The 16,897-nt window shown below is 66.8% G+C and carries 16 protein-coding genes; 6 read left to right on the top strand and 10 right to left on the bottom strand.

All coding sequences use genetic code 11. From position 1 onward, the window contains the following. The first annotated feature begins 8 nt into the window (after nucleotides 1-8). Both KI242_RS21215 and KI242_RS21210 read left to right on the top strand, forming a co-directional pair. Nucleotides 9-1,487 carry a PepSY domain-containing protein gene (locus tag KI242_RS21215; RefSeq protein ID WP_212805541.1) on the top strand — a complete coding sequence of 493 codons (1,479 nt, stop codon included), beginning with the start codon at nucleotides 9-11 and terminating at the stop codon, nucleotides 1,485-1,487. A 134-nt stretch (nucleotides 1,488-1,621) separates the two neighbouring features. Then, the gene (locus KI242_RS21210; protein ID WP_011062343.1) at nucleotides 1,622-2,152 is read left to right on the top strand and encodes a DUF3087 domain-containing protein; all 531 of its coding nucleotides are present in this window, start codon (nucleotides 1,622-1,624) and stop codon (nucleotides 2,150-2,152) included. 25 nt (nucleotides 2,153-2,177) lie between these two features. Here KI242_RS21210 and KI242_RS21205 read toward each other — a convergent pair whose 3' ends face one another. Beyond that, nucleotides 2,178-4,778 carry a hypothetical protein gene (locus KI242_RS21205; protein WP_212805540.1) on the bottom strand — a complete coding sequence of 867 codons (2,601 nt, stop codon included), beginning with the start codon at nucleotides 4,776-4,778 and terminating at the stop codon, nucleotides 2,178-2,180. Nucleotides 4,779-5,110: 332 nt separating this feature from the next. Between KI242_RS21205 and KI242_RS21200 the strand changes: the two genes are divergently transcribed. Further along, nucleotides 5,111-5,893 (top strand): sulfite exporter TauE/SafE family protein, encoded by a 783-nt coding sequence (locus KI242_RS21200; RefSeq protein ID WP_011062341.1) that lies wholly within the window; start codon nucleotides 5,111-5,113, stop codon nucleotides 5,891-5,893. Between the two features lie 16 nt (nucleotides 5,894-5,909). On the opposite strand, the gene KI242_RS21195 is transcribed toward KI242_RS21200, so the two are convergent. Next, nucleotides 5,910-6,530 (bottom strand): LysE family translocator, encoded by a 621-nt coding sequence (locus KI242_RS21195; RefSeq protein ID WP_015636393.1) that lies wholly within the window; start codon nucleotides 6,528-6,530, stop codon nucleotides 5,910-5,912. A gap of 203 nt (nucleotides 6,531-6,733) precedes the next feature. Between KI242_RS21195 and KI242_RS21190 the strand changes: the two genes are divergently transcribed. After that, on the top strand, nucleotides 6,734-9,181 hold the full coding sequence (locus KI242_RS21190) for a PAS domain-containing protein (RefSeq protein WP_015636392.1): 2,448 nt from the start codon (nucleotides 6,734-6,736) through the stop codon (nucleotides 9,179-9,181). A 9-nt stretch (nucleotides 9,182-9,190) separates the two neighbouring features. Here KI242_RS21190 and KI242_RS21185 read toward each other — a convergent pair whose 3' ends face one another. The 3 genes from KI242_RS21185 to ampC form a co-directional block, all read right to left on the bottom strand. Then, complete coding sequence (locus KI242_RS21185; protein ID WP_212805539.1) at nucleotides 9,191-9,886, bottom strand: hypothetical protein; 696 nt, start codon at nucleotides 9,884-9,886, stop codon at nucleotides 9,191-9,193. A 129-nt stretch (nucleotides 9,887-10,015) separates the two neighbouring features. Beyond that, entirely contained in the window at nucleotides 10,016-10,732 is a 717-nt protein-coding gene (pcsA, locus tag KI242_RS21180; RefSeq protein ID WP_011062338.1) for a phosphatidylcholine synthase, read from the bottom strand. Between the two features lie 296 nt (nucleotides 10,733-11,028). Continuing rightward, nucleotides 11,029-12,201, bottom strand: a complete 1,173-nt coding sequence (ampC, locus tag KI242_RS21175; protein ID WP_011062337.1) for a class C beta-lactamase — start codon at nucleotides 12,199-12,201, stop codon at nucleotides 11,029-11,031. Nucleotides 12,202-12,428: 227 nt separating this feature from the next. Here ampC and gcvA point away from each other — a divergent pair, with 227 nt between their 5' ends. Then, entirely contained in the window at nucleotides 12,429-13,304 is an 876-nt protein-coding gene (gene gcvA / locus KI242_RS21170) for a transcriptional regulator GcvA (RefSeq protein ID WP_011062336.1), read from the top strand. Nucleotides 13,305-13,307: 3 nt separating this feature from the next. On the opposite strand, the gene KI242_RS21165 is transcribed toward gcvA, so the two are convergent. From KI242_RS21165 to KI242_RS21145, 5 genes are all read right to left on the bottom strand, one after another. After that, on the bottom strand, nucleotides 13,308-13,526 hold the full coding sequence (locus KI242_RS21165) for a YXWGXW repeat-containing protein (protein WP_011062335.1): 219 nt from the start codon (nucleotides 13,524-13,526) through the stop codon (nucleotides 13,308-13,310). Nucleotides 13,527-13,617: 91 nt separating this feature from the next. Then, nucleotides 13,618-14,097, bottom strand: a complete 480-nt coding sequence (locus KI242_RS21160; RefSeq protein ID WP_019094676.1) for a periplasmic heavy metal sensor — start codon at nucleotides 14,095-14,097, stop codon at nucleotides 13,618-13,620. Further along, entirely contained in the window at nucleotides 14,094-14,525 is a 432-nt protein-coding gene (locus KI242_RS21155; protein ID WP_212805538.1) for a hypothetical protein, read from the bottom strand. The genes KI242_RS21160 and KI242_RS21155 overlap by 4 nt, the downstream gene beginning before the upstream one ends. Continuing rightward, nucleotides 14,522-15,103 carry an RNA polymerase sigma factor gene (locus KI242_RS21150; protein ID WP_015636390.1) on the bottom strand — a complete coding sequence of 194 codons (582 nt, stop codon included), beginning with the start codon at nucleotides 15,101-15,103 and terminating at the stop codon, nucleotides 14,522-14,524. The genes KI242_RS21155 and KI242_RS21150 overlap by 4 nt, the downstream gene beginning before the upstream one ends. A 48-nt stretch (nucleotides 15,104-15,151) precedes the next feature. Then, nucleotides 15,152-15,469, bottom strand: a complete 318-nt coding sequence (locus KI242_RS21145) for a YXWGXW repeat-containing protein (RefSeq protein WP_015636389.1) — start codon at nucleotides 15,467-15,469, stop codon at nucleotides 15,152-15,154. 540 nt (nucleotides 15,470-16,009) lie between these two features. Between KI242_RS21145 and KI242_RS21140 the strand changes: the two genes are divergently transcribed. Beyond that, complete coding sequence (locus tag KI242_RS21140) at nucleotides 16,010-16,825, top strand: helix-turn-helix transcriptional regulator (RefSeq protein WP_015636387.1); 816 nt, start codon at nucleotides 16,010-16,012, stop codon at nucleotides 16,823-16,825. Nucleotides 16,826-16,897 lie beyond the last annotated feature (72 nt).

Raw genomic sequence — 16,897 nt, 5'->3', positions numbered from 1 at the left:
TACCCGTGATGAAGCGTTACCTGTACCTCTGGCACCGTTGGCTGGGCATCGTTGCCTGCCTGTTCATGGCCCTGTGGTTTATCTCCGGGGTGGTGATGCTGTATGTCGGCTACCCCAAGCTGACCCCGGCCGAGCACCTGGCCCACCTGCCGGTGCTGCAACTGGAGTCTGCCCCAGCCGACCTGGGGCAGGTGCTGCACGCCGCCGATCCGCACCAGCCGCCCACCCGCATCCGCCTGACCACGGTGGCGGGGCAGCCGCGCTACATCCTTGAATACCCCGGGCCGCGCAAGGTGGCGGTCGACTCCCACAGCGGCCTGCCGGCGGCGCCCCCCGATAGGGTCGAAGCCCTGGCCGCGGCCCGGCAGTTCGCCCCCGAAGCGGTGGCGCGTGATCGTGGCGTCGTGCAGGAAGACATGTGGAGCCTGTCCCGGGCCCTGGATGCCGACCGGCCGCTGCACCGGGTGGCCATTGCCGATGCCGAACGGCGCCTGCTGTATATCTCCGGCACCACCGGCGAGGTGGTGCGTGACGCTACCGCCAGTGAACGCGGCTGGAACTGGATCGGCGCCTGGCTGCACTGGCTGTACCCGCTGCGGGGCATCGGCATCGATGGCGCCTGGGGGCCGATCGTCACCTATCTGTCCCTGGCCGCCACCCTGATGGCGGTGCTCGGCCTGGCGGTGGGCGTGCTGCGCTGGCGCTTCAAGCGCACCTACCGCAACGGCTCGCACTCGCCGTACCAGGGTTTTGCCCGCTGGCATCACCTGGGGGGCATGCTGTTCGGCGTGCTGCTGATCACCTGGATCTTCAGTGGCCTGATGTCGATGAACCCGTGGAAGCTCTTCAGCAGCGCCCAGCCCTTGTCGGTGGCGGCGTACCAGGGTGGTCCACTGGGCGCCCTGGCCTTCCCGCTGAATGCCGGGCAGGTCCTGCAACGCTTTGCCGATGACGGCCTGCAGGCCCGGGAACTGGAGTGGCGGATGATCGCCGGCAAGGGGTATGTGATTGGCTATGACGGCGCCGGGCGTACGCGGATCTTCGACATGGCCGGGGATCGGGTCCAGCGCCGGTTCCACCCCGGCACCTTGCAGCAGGCGGCCTGGGCCATCCGGCCAGGGCAACCGATGCTCGTCGAGCAACTTGCCGCCTACGACTTCTATTACTACGCCCGGGAACCGCAGAGCATGATGGGCCACCTGCAGCAGCGCCTGCCGGTGCTGCGGGTGCGTTTCGACGACCCGGCGCAGACCTGGCTGCACCTGGACCTGCACACCGGCGCCATCGTCGGCCAACTGGACCAGCCGCGCCGCGCCTCGCGCTGGCTGTTCGCCCTGCTGCACAGTTGGGACTGGCTGCCGCTGCTGGCCAACCGGCCGTTGTGGGATCTGTGGATGATCGCCTTCAGCGCCGGAGGTTTGCTGGTCAGCGCCAGCGGGGTGGTGCTGGGCTGGCGGCGCCTGGGGCGGTCGTTGCAGCGGCGTTGACGCGGGGGCAGGGGAATACACCGACCTGGATCAGCCTAATGGGATATTTTTCCCGTTTAACCCACCGGCGGCCGGTCCAGCGGTGATAATGCGCGCCAGCCACTCACGTTCAGCCATTGGAGCCCGTCGCGCCCATGTTCGTCATCACCCCGCAGGACCCTGAGACTTACCGTCGGCAAACCCGGCGCAGCACCTTGATCATCGCGCTGGTGTTCATTGCCCTGGCCATGCTGTTTTCCAGCGCGGCGGTGGCGCTGTTCGGCCAGCCCGGCGGGGACAACCTGCTGTGGAACGCGGCAGGTGTGTTCACCGGCCTGCTGATCAGCGCGGCGTTGTTGCGCAGTGTGTTCTGGAGCAAGCCGTGGATGGCGGCGGCGGTCTATGGCTGGCGCCTCAAGCGCAGCCTGATGCGGGTGACCAACGTCATGCACCAGGTCACCGCCGGGGTTGCGGCGGGTGATCCTGCAGCCCTCAAGCTGCTGCGCTTCTATCACCTGGGGCTGATCCAGATGCACCAGCTGGACGCCAACTCCAGCGCCCACGGGCAGATGCACGGTGAGGTGGAGCGGCATCTGGCGCTGCTGGCCGAGCATGGCATCGACCCGCACCAGGAACGCCTTGAAGCGCAATGGCTGGAAGCGGTGAAGCGGCACAAGACCCCTTGACCGGCAGGCCCCGGCGCTGCCGGGGCTATTGCAGATACCGCCACAACGCCTGGGCAATCTCGCTGGGCTGGCACTGGGTGCCGAAGACTGCCTGGCCAATGCTCAGGCCCAGTTGCCGGTAACTCTCGAACTGCGCCTCGTCGAAAAACTGATCCACGGTGCTCTGGTTGGGAAAGCCCGGATTGGTCCGGGCGTAGTTCAGCACGTCCGGCGTCAGTCCGGCGATCAGCCGGGGCTTGAGCACCAGGATCCGGCAGTGGGGCGTCTGGCACAGGTCATCGTCACTGCCCGGGGAGTGGGCATGGACGTTGAGCAGCAGGGCGCATTTCTGGTTCTCGGCGCTCGGTGGCTGGCGGAATTCCTCAAGGCTGGCAAACACCGTCTTGAGCTGCGGATGGCTCAGAACCCCCGGGTCTTCGCGGATCTCCAGCGCCTGGTCGATGCGCGCCAGGCGCACCAGGTTGGCCAGGTCGTCGAACTGGTAGTCGGGGTCGCAGCCGGCGTCGCAGGTGACGATCAATTCCACCTTGCGCTCCTTGCGCAGCAGTTCGTAGGTACCGGTGTTTTCGAAGTGCCCGCCGTCTGACAGGTACTGGTAGTCGCGGCGGTAGCCGTGAAAGCGCGCGGTCAGTTCATAGAACAGGTAGGCCTGGGTGCCGTAGCGGGTCCAGGGCTTGAGGTCCCGGGGCACCCAGTGCTGTTGCCCGGGGTCGAGGAAGTGGCTGGGCCACCAGATGCCCAGGCGCACGTTGGCCAGCCCCAGCACCAGCGACATGCCGAGGCTGGTGGCGCGACCCAGGCCGGTGCTGAAGGCGGCGCCGGAGACGCCGATCCACTGGCCCAGGGTCAGCGGGCTCATGATCTCCGAGGCCGGGCCATGGTCGAGGTCGCGACGATAGGCCGTGCCATCGAGAATGTAGCGTTCTGCCGGGCATTCGGCGCTGGGGGCCGGGCTGTCGGGTGCCCAGTTCGGCGCGATGCACAGCGGCTTGCCCTTGCGGTCGCGCTGCACCAGTTGTTCGGCCGGGTCGACGGTCAGGTTCATGGTGACGTTGATCAAGTGCACCGGGCCGGCACTGGGGCTGGCGTAGTACTGCTGCAGCGACAGGTCGTCGCTGGACATGGGCTCGGCCACGCTCATGTAGGTGCGGCGCTGTGCGGCCGGGCCGTTGAAGCGTCGGCCATTGGAGGCGCCCAGGTAGGCGCGGATCAGCCGCGCCGAGTAGAAGGCCTGCAGCGATGAGGTATTGAGGAAGCCGATGAAGCGCCCGCTGATGTGGGTCAGCACGGCCGCCAGCAGGCTCAGCGCCGCCAGCCGCCAGGCCACCGCGTGGTCGCCGGACACCACCCCGCCGTCGTGGGCGATCCACTGCACCAGCAAGCCCCAGCACAGGCACAGCAGGCTCAGCAGCAGGCCGCCGGCAATCAGCGCGAGCACGTCCAGCGGCAGCTTGTGCATCCAGCCCGGCAGGCGTTTTTCATCCTTGAGCAGGGCCAGGCGCCGCACCAGCCACACCAGGCCCACCAGCAACAGTAGGCTGCCCAGGGCCCTCAGGTCGTGCAGGTAGCTGTACAGCGCCTGGGCCGCAGTCACCAGCAGGGCGAGAAAACCCAGCACCGCCACCGCGGCCATCGCCCGGCCCAGGGCGCGGGTGATCTGCACCCGATAGTTGCGCACGCTGTTGGCGCAGGCGTTGTCCTTGGCCGGGTCGCGGTTGTCGGCCAGGCGCCGCACCAGTTGCCGGGTGATCAGCAAGGCGCAACTGCCTACCAGGGCACAGCCCAGGGTCAGGGCGCCCACTGCCTGCCACTGGGCCAGCCAGTAGGCCAGGGCGCCGCTGAGCCACAGGCCGATGACTATGCCGAGCATGATCCGGTACGCCGCGTTGCCCATGCTCGGCGGCCGGTCCAGGTCGCCCTGGGGAATGACCAGCCAGTACGCCACGGCGCAGGGCAGGGCGAACAGCACGCCGGCCATCAGCGGCCAGAGCAGCAGGCTGGCCTGGCTCAGGATCTGGAATAGGCTCAGCAGGCTGAGCAGCAGCACGATGGGCAGGCCGATCATGGCCTGCAGCGACAGCCAGTTGCGCCAGGTCATGGCCAGGGCGTAGAGCATGTCGCCGGAGCCGGTGGGGGTCAGGTAGCGGCCGTTTTCCCGCAGCCAGGCCGCGGGGCCCTGGCCCGGTGGCCGAGTGGCGTAGTCGACGCCGGTGCTGATGCGCCCCGGCGGCTCGAAGCGCAGGGCCTGGTAGGCGTTGTGGGCGGCATGGGCCACCGGGTCCTGGGGAGCCTGCGGCTGCAGGCGCCCGGGGAGGAACAGGCTGCTGAAAAAACTGCCGATATAGCCACCGCCGCTGACCGTGGACAGGTAGTCGATGCGCGACAGCAGGCTGTGTTCGCGTGCGCCCGCAGGCTGTGGTTGCGCCACGACGGGGGCCGGAGCCCGGGCCATGGCCTGCAGCACCCCAAGGCCGAAGGTTGCACTGCGAATGCCGCCACCGGACAGTGCCAGCCCCCAGTTGCCCCGGCCGGGTGCGCCGGTTTCGGGGGCTTCCTGTTGCAGGCTCTGGCGCCTGAAGCGGATGCGTTGGTGCTCGATCTGGTACGAGGTGTCGGCAGAGGTCATGGGCCTTCCTTGGAATCGGGTGTGAGGCACGAGCCAGGGGGAGTGCCAGGCCGGGTGCCCCGGCAAGCGACCGGCAGAATACCGGATGCCGCGGCCCTGATGTGCAGCGCAGAGCGTTCGGCGTCTTTCGGCAAGTGTTTTTTTTAGCCGCGTGCCAGGGGCGCCGGGGCATGTGGCGGCTGCAATTGCGCAGGGGCTTCCATGCGCCTTGTGCATGAAAAAAATGGTCCTGGTTATAACGTTAGATTTTATTCATATAAATGGACATAAGCTTTAGCCGCTATGCTGCCGCCAGTTTTTGACCTGGCCGCGTGATTTGTAGGGCTTTATTGATGGATGTGGGTAACTTCGGTTTTGTAGTCGCGGGCCTGGTAGTGGGTTTCATCGTAGGCATGACGGGTGTGGGGGGCGGTTCGCTGATGACCCCGATCCTGCTCTGGTTCGGCATCAACCCGGCCACGGCCGTGGGCACCGACCTGCTGTACGCGGCCATCACCAAATCCGGTGGGGTGCTGGTGCACCAGAAGAACCGCAACATCGACTGGCGCATCACCGGCTGGCTGACCCTGGGCAGCGTGCCGGCGGTGGCGCTGACCCTGTGGTTCCTGAAGAATCTCGACACCGACCCCCAGGCCCTGAACGCGGTGATCAAGCAGGGGCTGGGGTTCGTCCTGCTGCTCACGGCCCTGGCCATTGTCTTCAAGAAGAAACTCATGGCCTTCGCCCAGCGCCATGGCAGCGACTACCAGCCCAGCCCCGGCGGGCTCAATGGCCTGACCGTGGTCACCGGGGTGATCCTGGGCACCATGGTTGCCTTGACCTCCATCGGCGCCGGTGCACTGGGCACCGTGGCGCTGTTCATCCTCTATCCGTTCCTGGCCACCAAGCGCCTGGTGGGCACTGAAATCGCCCACGCCGTACCCCTTACCCTGGTGGCAGGCCTGGGCCACGCCAGCATGGGCAACATGGACTGGCACCTGCTGGGTTTCCTGCTGATGGGCTCGTTGCCCGGGATCTGGATCGGCAGCCACATGACCGGGCGCATTTCCGACGAGATCCTGCGCCCGTGCCTGGCGGTCATGCTGTTTTCCATTGGTTACAAGCTGGCCTTCTGAAACCTGGCGCGGTGTTTCAGCTGCGCCGATACAGCGCTAGAAACCCCGCCAGCGCCAGCATCGCCGCACCGCAGCATTGATTGAGCCGGCGCATGCCGCTGGCGGTCAGGAACTTCGCCGCCTGCACGCCACCCGCGGCGTACAGCCCCATCACCAGCACCTCCACCACCGCAGTGACCAGCGCCAGAGTGGCGTACTGGATGAGGACCGGCTGGGCGGGGTCGACGAACTGCGGCAGGAACGCGGTGAAGAACAGCAGCACCTTGGGGTTGGTCATGGCCACCGAGAAGCTGCGCCGGAACACCTCGACGCGCCGTGACCCGGCCTGCACCTGCTGGGCTCCGAGGGCCTGGGGCGCACTGCGCCAGAGCTGGATGCCGAGCCAGGCCAGGTAGCACACCCCGAGCCATTTCAAGGCCATGAACAACTGCTGCGAGGCCATCAGCATGGCCCCCAGCCCGAGGCCCACGGCAGCGATGATCAGCACATCCGAAAGCGCCGCACCGGCCATGCCTACCGCCACCAGTTGGCGATTGCGCGAGGTGCCGTTGGCCATGGCCAGGAGTGAGGTCGGCCCGGGAATCAGGGCACCGATAAAACAGCTGGAGGTGTAGAGCAGCAAGGTGGTGGTATTCATCGCGCGGTTCTCGGCGGGCAGGTGGCAATGCCGGTGCAGAATGCCCCAGGCCGGCGCGGGTTTAAAGGCATTCGCCGGGCACTTTGGCCGCCGTTGTCGAATCAGCGTTGCCGGTTGCCAACTTCTGCGGATCCACGGGGTCAGTTATCCTGCGCTGGCCATTGGATGGCAGTGTTGCCTTTTTCCTTTTCTGTGATGTGTTCATGACTACTTCCCCACCTCGTGGTGCAGCGCCCAAGACCTCCCGCGGCGGCGAGATCGGTGCTGCAATCCGTCGCTTCGACTGGTCGCAGACCGCGGTGGGCCCTCGTGAAGGCTGGCCCGGCCTGCTGCGCAGTACCTTGAGCCAGATGCTCGAGTCCCCGGAGAGCCTGTACCTGCTGTGGGGGCCGCAGATGCAGTTCTTCTTCAACGATGCCTACCGCCCGGTCCTCGGCCCGCGCCTGGCCAATGCCCTGGGGCAGACCATCCAGACCCTCTGGGCCGATGCCTGGCCGGATGTCCAGCCGATGGTGGAGCAGGCGTTTCTCGGTTACTCCTGCCGCCACGAAGACCTGCCGGTGAACATGCAGCGCTACCCTGGCGAAGAGCTGACCTGGTGGTCGTTCTCCATGAGCCCGGTGTATGACGAGGACGACGAACAGGTGCTCGGAGTGCTGTGCCACACCGTGGAGACCACCGATCGCGTGCTGCTGGCCCGGCACGCCCGGCAGACCGAGGCGCACCTGCGCGAAACCCGCGAGCTCAATACCCGGGTGCTGGCCGCCAGCAACGACTGCATCAAGGTGCTGGACCTCGATGGCCAGCTGTCGTTCATGAGCGAAGGTGGCCTGCGGGTCATGGAGGTCAGTGATTTCAATGCGGTGCGGGGCTGCCCCTGGCCGGATTTCTGGCAGGGCCAGGGCCACCAGGAGGCCCGGGATGCCATTGCTGCCGCGCGCCAGGGCCGCTCGGCGCGGTTCCAGGGCGCCGCCGACACCCTCCAGGGGCGCACCAAATGGTGGGATGTGCAGGTTACGCCGATGCTCGACGCGGCCGGCCAGCCGGAGAAGATCCTCTGCATTTCCCGGGACATCAGCGCCACCCGCGAGGCGCAGGAGGAACTGCGGCGGCTCAATGAGTCTCTGGAGCAGCGGGTCCAGGAGCGTACCCAGGAGCGCGACCGGATCTGGCAGCTGTCCACGGACCTGATGCTGGTGGCGGACTTCAATGGCCGCATCGTCGCCGTCAACCCGGCCTGGACCCAGCTCCTGGGCTGGCAGCGCGAGGAACTGGAAGGCAGCAGTTTCTACGATTTCATCCACCCCCAGGACAGCCTGGCCGCAGCGGGGGCGGCGGCCGATCTGTCCCGGGGCGAGAGCTTTTCGCGCTTCGAGAACCGCTTTCGCCACCGCGACGGTTCCTATCGCTGGATGGCCTGGAGCGCCGTGCCGGACCCGCACCACATTCACGCCGTGGGCCGTGACATGCAGGCCGAGCGCGAGGCCGCCCAGGCGCTGCGCAAGACCGAGGACATCCTGCGCCAGGCGCAGAAGATGGAGGCGGTGGGGCAACTGACCGGTGGCGTGGCCCACGACTTCAACAACCTGCTGACGGTGATCCGTTCTTCCACCGACCTGTTGCGCCGCAACCTCAGCGAAGAGCGCCGGCAGCTGTACATCAAGGCGATTTCCGACACCGTCGACCGCGCCAGCAAGCTCACCGGCCAGCTCCTGGCGTATGCCCGCCAGCAGAACCTGCGCCCGGAGACCTTCGACGTCGGCGCCAGCGTGCAGTTGCTGGCGCAGATGATCAATCCACTGATCGGCGCCTGCATCGAACTGCGTATCGAGTTGCCGCAGCAGCCTTGCTACATCCACGCCGATGCCGGCCAGTTCGACACGGCGCTGATCAATATGGCGGTCAATGCCCGGGATGCCATGCAGGGCGAAGGCTTGCTGGTGGTGGCTGTGGAGCGGGTGGCGCAGATTCCCCCCAGTGCCAGCCAGGGTGCCCAGGCCGGGGACTTTGTCGCGGTATCCCTGACTGATACCGGCGCCGGCATCGACCCCCAGCAGATCGAACGGATCTTCGAACCCTTCTTCACCACCAAGGAGGTGGGCAAGGGCACCGGCCTGGGCTTGTCCCAGGTGTTCGGTTTCGCCCAGCAATCGGGCGGCGGCCTGGCGGTGCACAGCCAGCCGGGGCAGGGCACGTGCTTTACCCTGTACCTGCCGCGCGCGGAGGCCCTGGCCGGCTTGCCGACGCCAACCCAGGCGGTGGTGCCCATGATCGACGGCCAGGGCATGACCCTGCTGGTGGTGGAGGACAATCCCGAAGTCGGTGTGCTGCTGGCCCAGTCCCTGAACGAGCTGGGCTACCAGACCGAATGGGCCACCAGCGCGGCGGAGGCCCTGCGCCGCCTGGGCGAGGAGCGGACCCGATTCCAGGCGGTGTTTTCCGATGTGGTGATGCCGGGCATGAGCGGTATCGAACTGGCCAGCCGGATCCGTTGCGACTACCCGCGGTTGCCGGTCATCCTCACCAGCGGCTACAGCCCGGCCCTGGCCCAGGGCCAGACCCGGGAATTCGTATTCCTGCAAAAGCCCTACTCGGTGGCGGAACTGGCCCTGGCCCTGAGCGCGGCGATCGGCCAGCCCGAGGTGCCGTAGGCACCCGTTTCAACTCAGGCTGGCTTCGATCACCAGGACATTGGCGCTGGCGGTGCGCACGTTAAAGCAACGCGTGGGGCTGATGGTGGAGCCTGCTTCGATCAGCACTTCCTGTTCATGTTCCATGCCGGCGCCGCCTTTGCGATAGACCACGGCCTTGCGGTTGCCGTAGGGCGCGCTGAGGATCCAGATCGCCGGGGCTGGGTTGGGGGCCGGGAGCAGGTCGTTGTACGCATGCCAGGCGGCAATCTGCGGGCACAAAGAGGTCGAGAGCGGTTTGTTGGTGACGAAGGTTGCTACCTCGCTCGGGCGGCAGGAACCACCGTGGAACAGCACCTGGCCGGGGGCGATAAACCGTCCGAAGTGCCTGACCTCGGTATTCAAGGTGTCCGCAGTGAACTTGCCAGATGCTCTTTGATACTCCTTGAGCGGTGCGGAATCCTTGAGGTAGGGCATGGCCGCCTTGGTTTGCCTGAGCTGGGGGTGCACTTGGAGTTGGCGGCGGAATTCGTTGACCACGCCCGAACCGCCGTAGTGGCCCAGGGTATGCAGCACAAAGTCCCTGGCGTTACGCACGGTCTGTTGCACGCCCAAGGGCCGGGTTGGCCAGTTGTTCTTCAGCGCGGCCTCGTGATACAGCCGTTCCCGCTCATCCGGAGGGCTGTCGCTGATGGGGTAGAGGTCGATCAAGGGAAGGTGGGTCATGGGGGGCTGGCCTGGTACTCATCCGCGGCGGGCGGCGGGCAAATAGTCGCCAAGCCTCTGCTGCAGAGGCTTGGGCGCAGGAGTCTTGCATGCTTGCCGGGCCCCGGCAATGGTTCGCGCGGCCCGGGTTCAGCTGGCCTTGCTGAACCATTCCTGGGCCGAACGCCACAGGCACACGCCGAGAAAGTAGGCCGAGGCTGCCAGCCACAAGCCCATGATCGGCGGGCTGTGCAGCGGGTGGCTGAGGATCAGCAATGCGCCGCTGAGCAGCCAGACGAAGGTCACGATGATGTTCAGCCCCATCCACTTGCGTACCCGGAACGGATGCAGGAACTGCACCCGGGTGGCGGTCAGCAGGGCCAGGGCGAAGATGCTCAGCAGGCTCAGCCAGGGGCCGGGCTCGATCAGATAGAAGCACAGGGCGACCACGTTCCAGGCCGCGGGAAAGCCCTGGAAGTAGTTGTCGTGGCTCTTCATGTTGACGTTGCAGAAACACAGCAGCGACGACAGCAGGATCAGCGAGGTGGCCAGCAGCGCGCTGTATTCCGGCAGGGGAATGTAGCGGTAGATGAACAGCGCCGGGATGAACACATAGGTCAGGTAGTCGATCACCAGGTCCAGCACCGAGCCGTCGATGTTGGGCAGCACCGAGCTGGTCTTGACCTTGCGCGCCAGGGAGCCGTCGACGCCATCCACCAGCAGCGCCACCCCCAGCCATAGCAGGCAGGCCTTGGGCTGGTTGTCGAACAGTGCCAGGGTGGCGAGCAAGGCACTGACCACCCCGGTGGCGGTGAAGCCATGGGCGCCCCAGGCTTTGATTCTGGCGATCTGCAGGGTCGATATCACGGACGTTTCTCCAGCGGCTGTGGTGCCCGGGCGATGTCCGGCGCAGCAGCGCCGGCAAGCCTGGCCAGGTTGCAGTTATCGACCGGAAAGCCTGGCAGAAGGTTCAGCGCGAACCTTGAATCAGGCCCGGCGCCGCAAGCGCCGGGCCAGTGGCTGGCCTGGCCCGAGTGCGCGGTCGAGGGGGCTGGTTTGAGTCTAGGCGCCACTCTGGACGAGGCAACAGAAAAAACGCCACGTGACCGAAGGTCAGGTGGCGTTGCGGGCAGGCGCAGGCACCGGAGGGGCTGCCGGGTTGATTACTTCCCGGTCTCCAGGGCCGTGAGGATGGCGTGGGCGGCCTTGATCCGTTCCTCGTTGGGGTAGTTCTTGTTGGCCAGCAGGACAATGCCGATCTGCTGGCTCGGCACGAACACTACATAGGCGCCGAAACCGCTGGTGGAGCCGGTCTTGTTGTACAGCGCGTCGGCCTTGGGGGCTGCGGCCGGGGTCAGCCATTGCACCGGGTGCGGCTCAAGGGCCATGGCCGATGAGTTGCCCGCCAGCAGGCGCGCCAGGGGCACCGGGTAGGCGTAGCGCTCCCAGCCCAGGCCCTGGGTCATGTCGCCAACCTGGTAGTAGCCGCTCTGGGTCGCCACCATGGCTTGTTGCAGGGGGCGGTCGAACTGGCCCGGTTGCAGGTTGCCGGCAATGAATTGCAGCAGGTCCGGGGCGCTGGTCTTGACCCCGTAGGCTTCGGCGTCCAGCGGCCCGGGGCTGAGGCGGATCGGCCGGTTCTGCTTGTCGTAGCCCTGGGCGTAGTGCCCCAGCTGGTCCTTGGGCAGATGGATGTAGCTGTGCTTGAGGCCGAATTTGGGAAACAGCGTCTGCTCCATCAGCCGGTCGAAGGGCTGGCCCAGGCTGCGGGCGGCCAGGTAGCCGAGCAGGCCGATGCTGGGGTTGGAATACTGGCGCTGGGTGCCGGGGCTGAAGGTGGGTTTCCAGGTGTTGTAGTAGTCCAGGGTCTTGTCTTCACCCTGCACCTCGTCGGGGAACTGCAAGGGCAGGCCACCGGCGGTGTAGGTGCCCAGCTGCAGCAGGCTGATGCCGTCGAAGGCACTGCCGCGCAGGGCCGGCAGGTACTGGCTGGCGTGGTCCTCAAGGGCCAGCTTGCCGCTGGCCTGGGCGTAGCCGGCGAGGGTGGCGGTGTAGGTCTTGCTCACCGAACCCACCTCGAACAGAGTGTCGTTGTCCACCGGCTGTTGATTGTCCTTGGAGGCAACCCCGTAGTTAAAGTAATGTCGCTTGCCGTTGGCGATGATCGCCACCGCCATGCCGGGAATGCCCTGCTGGTGCATCAGCGGGCGGATGGTGGCGTCCACGGTGGTTTTCAGAGCGCTGTCCGCGGTGGTCTCGGCGAAGGCGCTGGAGGCGCCCAGTAGCAGTGCGCAGGCGCTGATGACGCTTAGTCCGGTCAAGGTTGTGTGCCGCATGATTGGTTGGTTTCCCTGGGTTCTGGTTATGTACGCCGCGTTTGTCCCAGCGGCTTTGCGGCCCCGGCGTTCTTCGTGGGAACGCTCCAGGCGGCCTGCCCGCGAAGCCTTCCTGGCACAGGAGGGCGTGGCCGGTGCTGCGCGAGCGAGGCCAATGTAGGCAGTTTAGGGCAGATCGACAAACGACCATATTTCGCACGAGCCATTAGAAAAACTAGGGAATGCCCATGCTCCGTCCCCATCTGCCCCTGAATGCGCTGCGGGCTTTCGAAGCCTCGGCGCGGCACTTGAGTTTCACCCGTGCGGCCATCGAGCTGTGCGTGACCCAGGCGGCGGTCAGCCACCAGGTCAAGAGCCTGGAGGCCCAGCTCAACGTCACCCTGTTCAAGCGCCTGCCCAGGGGCCTGATGCTCACCAGCGAAGGCGAGACCCTGCTGCCGGTGCTGCGCGAATGCTTCGACCGCATCGCCCAGACCCTGGGACGATTCGAGGGTGGGCACTATCGTGAAGTGCTGACGGTGGGCGCGGTGGGCACCTTCGCCGTGGGCTGGCTGCTGCCGCGGCTGGAGGACTTCCAGGCACGCCATCCCTATGTCGACCTGCGCCTGAGCACCAACAATAACCGGGTGGACGTGGCGGCGGAGGGCCTGGACTATGCCATCCGCTTTGGCACCGGGGCCTGGCACGGCATCGAGGCGCTGGCGTTGTTGCAGGCGCCACTGTCGGTCTTGTGCGTGCCGGAACTTGCCCGCCAGTTGCACAGCCCGGCGGACCTGCTGGGGCAGACCTTGCTGCGCTCCTACCGCACCGACGAATGGCCGCAGTGGTTCCAGGCGGCGGGGCTGGGGGCCAACAGCCTGTTGCCCCAGAGCGTGGTCTTCGACTCGTCCCTGGGCATGCTCGAAGCGGCGCTGCAAGGCCTGGGCGTGGCCCTGGCGCCGCCCTTGATGTTCCAGCGCCAGTTGGCCAGTGGCGCGGTGGTGCAGCCCTTCGACATCGGCATTGTCACCGGCAGCTACTGGCTGACCCGCCTGCAATCCCGGGCCGAAACTCCGGCCATGGGCGCGTTCAAGGCCTGGCTGCTGGAAGCGGTGGCCGGCTAGCCATCAATAGCGCCAATGCCCCGGTGTCCAGACCCACTGGCCGGCGTGCCAGCGGTAATGCCCGGCAACCCAGTGATAGCTCGGCGCCGGCGCCATCGGAATCACCTCGACAATGGGCGGCGGCGGTGGCGGCCGGCGAGGATGGGCCGGGGCCACCACGCAGCCTGCCAGGGTGGTGCCAAGCAAGGTGGCGATGAGAATGCTTTGGATCGTACGAAGCATGGGCGGTTTCCTGAGGGGGGCAGTGGGCCCGCGGCCATCGCGGGCGGTTGAGGGTTGAACGTGGCCCGGGGCGAAATCCGTCGCCGGGCCTTCAATCTCTATTGGCTGCGCGGTTTTTCCCCGGGCCCCGCAGGTACATGGCGTCCACCAGTTGCTGGCGCTCCTTGAGCGACAGGCTGCCGGCAAAGTCGGCCAGGACCTCGTCGACCCGGGCCCGCAGGGCGATGTCGGCATCCCGGGACTTGCCCAGTTGGGCATCCAGGGCATTGCGGTCCAGTGGTTCGGCCCCCAGTTCACGCACCACCGCCTGGCGCGCCTCGCGCCCGGCGATGATCAGCGGCTGGCTGTCGATGCGAGTCTGGCGCAGCAACTGGCGCAACTGGCGCCGGCGCTCTTCCGGCATCTGCGCCATGGCCTGGCGCAGGCCGTGCTGGGGTACCGCCAGGGCCTGGGCCGGCTTGGGGTGGCCAAGCCACTGATAGAGGCCGCCGGCCACGCCGCCGATCAGGAACACGTTGATCAGCAGCGACAGCACCAGGCAGGTTTTCAGCGCACGCATGGACAGGCTCACTGTTCGGCCTCCTCGGCATTGATGCTCAGGACGAATTCCGCGTCGCTCTGGTCGAACACGCTGGGCAGGGCCTCGGCGGAGGTCGACAGCGGCAGGCTCAGGGCCACCGCAAGCATGCCGGCGGCGACTCCGGTAAGGCCGACCCCGACCCAGCCCAGGGAGGCCAGCCAGCCGGCGTAGCGGCTCCAGAACGGCGCGCCGGGCTGCTGCGCGGCGGCGATGATGCGCTGGGCCAGGGCCGGGCTCGGTGCGGGCACCTGGTAGCGGTCCAGCTGGCTGTCGAGCCAGTGCGCCTGGCGCAGGGCTGCCACGGCCTGGGCATCACCGCAGTAGAGCAGGGCCTGGGCGGCGGCGCGTTCAGCGCTGGGCCAGCGTTGCAGGTCGGCGCCATAGGCGTCGGCTAGGTGCACGAAGCGTTCGGGGGTCATGGTTTTCTCCTTCCTGAGAGGTCCGCGCCGGGGGCCTCGGCGAGGTGGCTGCGCAGGTTGCGCCGGGCCCGCGACAGCAGGCTTTCCAGGGCTTCGACGCTGATCTGCATCAGCGCCGCGGCCTCGGTGTTGGACAGTTCCTGGTAGTACTGCAGGACGATCGCCTCGCGCTGGCGATCCGGCAGTTGGTCCAGGGCCTGGGCCATGCGCCGGCTCTGCGCGCTGGCCTCCAGTTGTTCATCGGGCGCCGGGCGGGTGTCCAGGGCCTCGCAGGCGTGCTCGCTATCGACCGGCACATGTTCCTTGCGCCGGCGCAGGCGGTCGTAGCACAGGTTCAGCGCCACCCGGTGCAACCAGGTGTCGAACCGTGCCTGTTCGCTGCGCCAGCTGGCGGCCTGTTTCCAGATCCGCAGAAAGCTCTCCTGGGCGATGTCCCGGGCTTCGTCGGCATCCCCCAGCAGCCGGCTGGCCAGGGCCAGCAGGCGCGGCAGCTTGCGCGTGACCATTTCCTTCACGGCCTGCGCGTCGTTGTTGCCGATGCGTTTGAGCAACTCCAGATCCGGGTCGGTTTCGTTCAAGTGGGCAAGTCTCGGTGCGCTAACGGGGTAGTCCAGGGCATCACGGCATCAGCGCACCCAGCGGCCTTCGACCCAGTACCAGCGCGGCCCATGGGCCTGCCAATGGCCGGGCATCCAGTGCCCGCGCTGCATCACCGGTTGCCAGTGGCCGGGCACCCAGACGTAGCCGTGCCCGCGCCAGCGCCAGTTGCCGCGGTCCCAGGCGTAGCCGGGGCGGGCCACCGGCATCGGCTCATAGCGCATGGGCGGTGGTGCCTGCTGGATGATGATGGTTTCGGCATAGGAGGGCGTGCTTGCCAGCGCACCAAGTGCCAGGGGGATCAGCAGCAATGTGCGCAGACGCAGCAGGGAACGGACAAGCTTCATGATGACTCCTTCAGGCCTGCGTTCGCTGATGAACGCAGCTGATGGGTTCAACGATAGATGGGCTGGGAATCCGTCGCGGGCAAATGAAATTTTTATCCGCTCCCGGTTCAACCCCGGTTCAGCTGGCGGGGGCAGGGCGCGGGCAGCGGCGGCTGGAAATATTTGTGCAGGGGCGGCGACGGATCTCTGCGCGCTGCGCCGTTGAATCAGTAACCGTGCAGCCACGGCTGGCGATGGTCGCCAGCGGCGCTTGCCGGTCGTATCACTGAACCCATGAGGAATTCACCATGTCCCGTCGCATTGCACTGCTGATTGTCATGGCCACCATGCTCTCCCTGGGCGGTTGCGTGGTTTACCCCGGGCACTACCACGGCTGCTGCTATCGCTATGGCTACTACCGCTAGGGCGCTGGGATGAAGAGCGGTGTGCCCCGCGGTTCTTGGCTAACCCCCAGGGGCCCGGCACAATCCTCGACCTTGCAGGGCTTGCCTGGCCGTCAGACGGATGGCGGGCATGGCCCGATGCCGTGGAGGAAGGTGGATGCCCGTCTTGAACGAACAGGATCAGCCCGAGGATCCGGATGCGATTGCGCGCCCGGTGTGCGCCTTGCGCATCTCGACTCAGGAACAGCGCTGGGAGCGGCCGTGGCACAGCCACCGCAAGGCCCAGCTGCTGTTCCCATTGTCCGGCGTGCTCAGTTGCGAGAGCGCCGAGGGCCTGTGGCTGGCCCCGCCGCAATGCGCGGTATGGATCCCCAGCGCCACCGACCATCGGGTCCAGGGGTTGGAGAACGCCCTGGGCTATTGCCTGTTCGTCGAACCCGAGCATGCCCGCTCACTGCCGCAGGCCTGTTGCACCCTGGCAGTATCGCCCCTATTGCAGGAGCTGCTGCAACGCTGCGCGCAATTGCCCTATCTCTATGACCAGCAGGGTGCCGAGGGGCGGCTGATGGCCGTGGCCCTGGACGAGCTGGCGGCGGCGCCCCGGGAGCAGATCCACCTGCCCATGCCCCGGCATGAACAGTTGCGGCGCCTGGCCGGGCAGATCCTTGAACAGCCGGAACGCCGCCTGAGCCTTGGGCAATGGGCCGAGCAGATCGGCCTCAGCGAACGCAGCCTGAGCCGTCTGATTGTGGCCGAGACCGGCCTGAGCTTCGGCCGCTGGCAGCGCCAGTTGCACATTCTTCTGGGGCTCAAGCAATTGGGCCGGGGCGACTCGGTGGAACGGGTCGCGCTGACCCTGGGCTATGACAGCGCCAGCGCCTTTATCCGCATGTTCAAGAAAGCCGTCGGCCAGCCGCCGGGGCGCTTCTTTGCCGAACGCCGCCAGGCCCTGGAGCACGACCTACCCCTGTAGCCGCCGAGCCCGCGAGGCTGCGCAAAGGCTCGCAGGGCCTTGCTTGACGAACACCAGCGCCTTCAAGGCCAC

This window comes from Pseudomonas sp. Eqa60, assembly GCF_018326405.1.
In the GTDB taxonomy this organism is placed as follows: domain Bacteria; phylum Pseudomonadota; class Gammaproteobacteria; order Pseudomonadales; family Pseudomonadaceae; genus Aquipseudomonas; species Aquipseudomonas protegens.
This window is presented reverse-complemented; position numbering and strand designations above follow the sequence as displayed.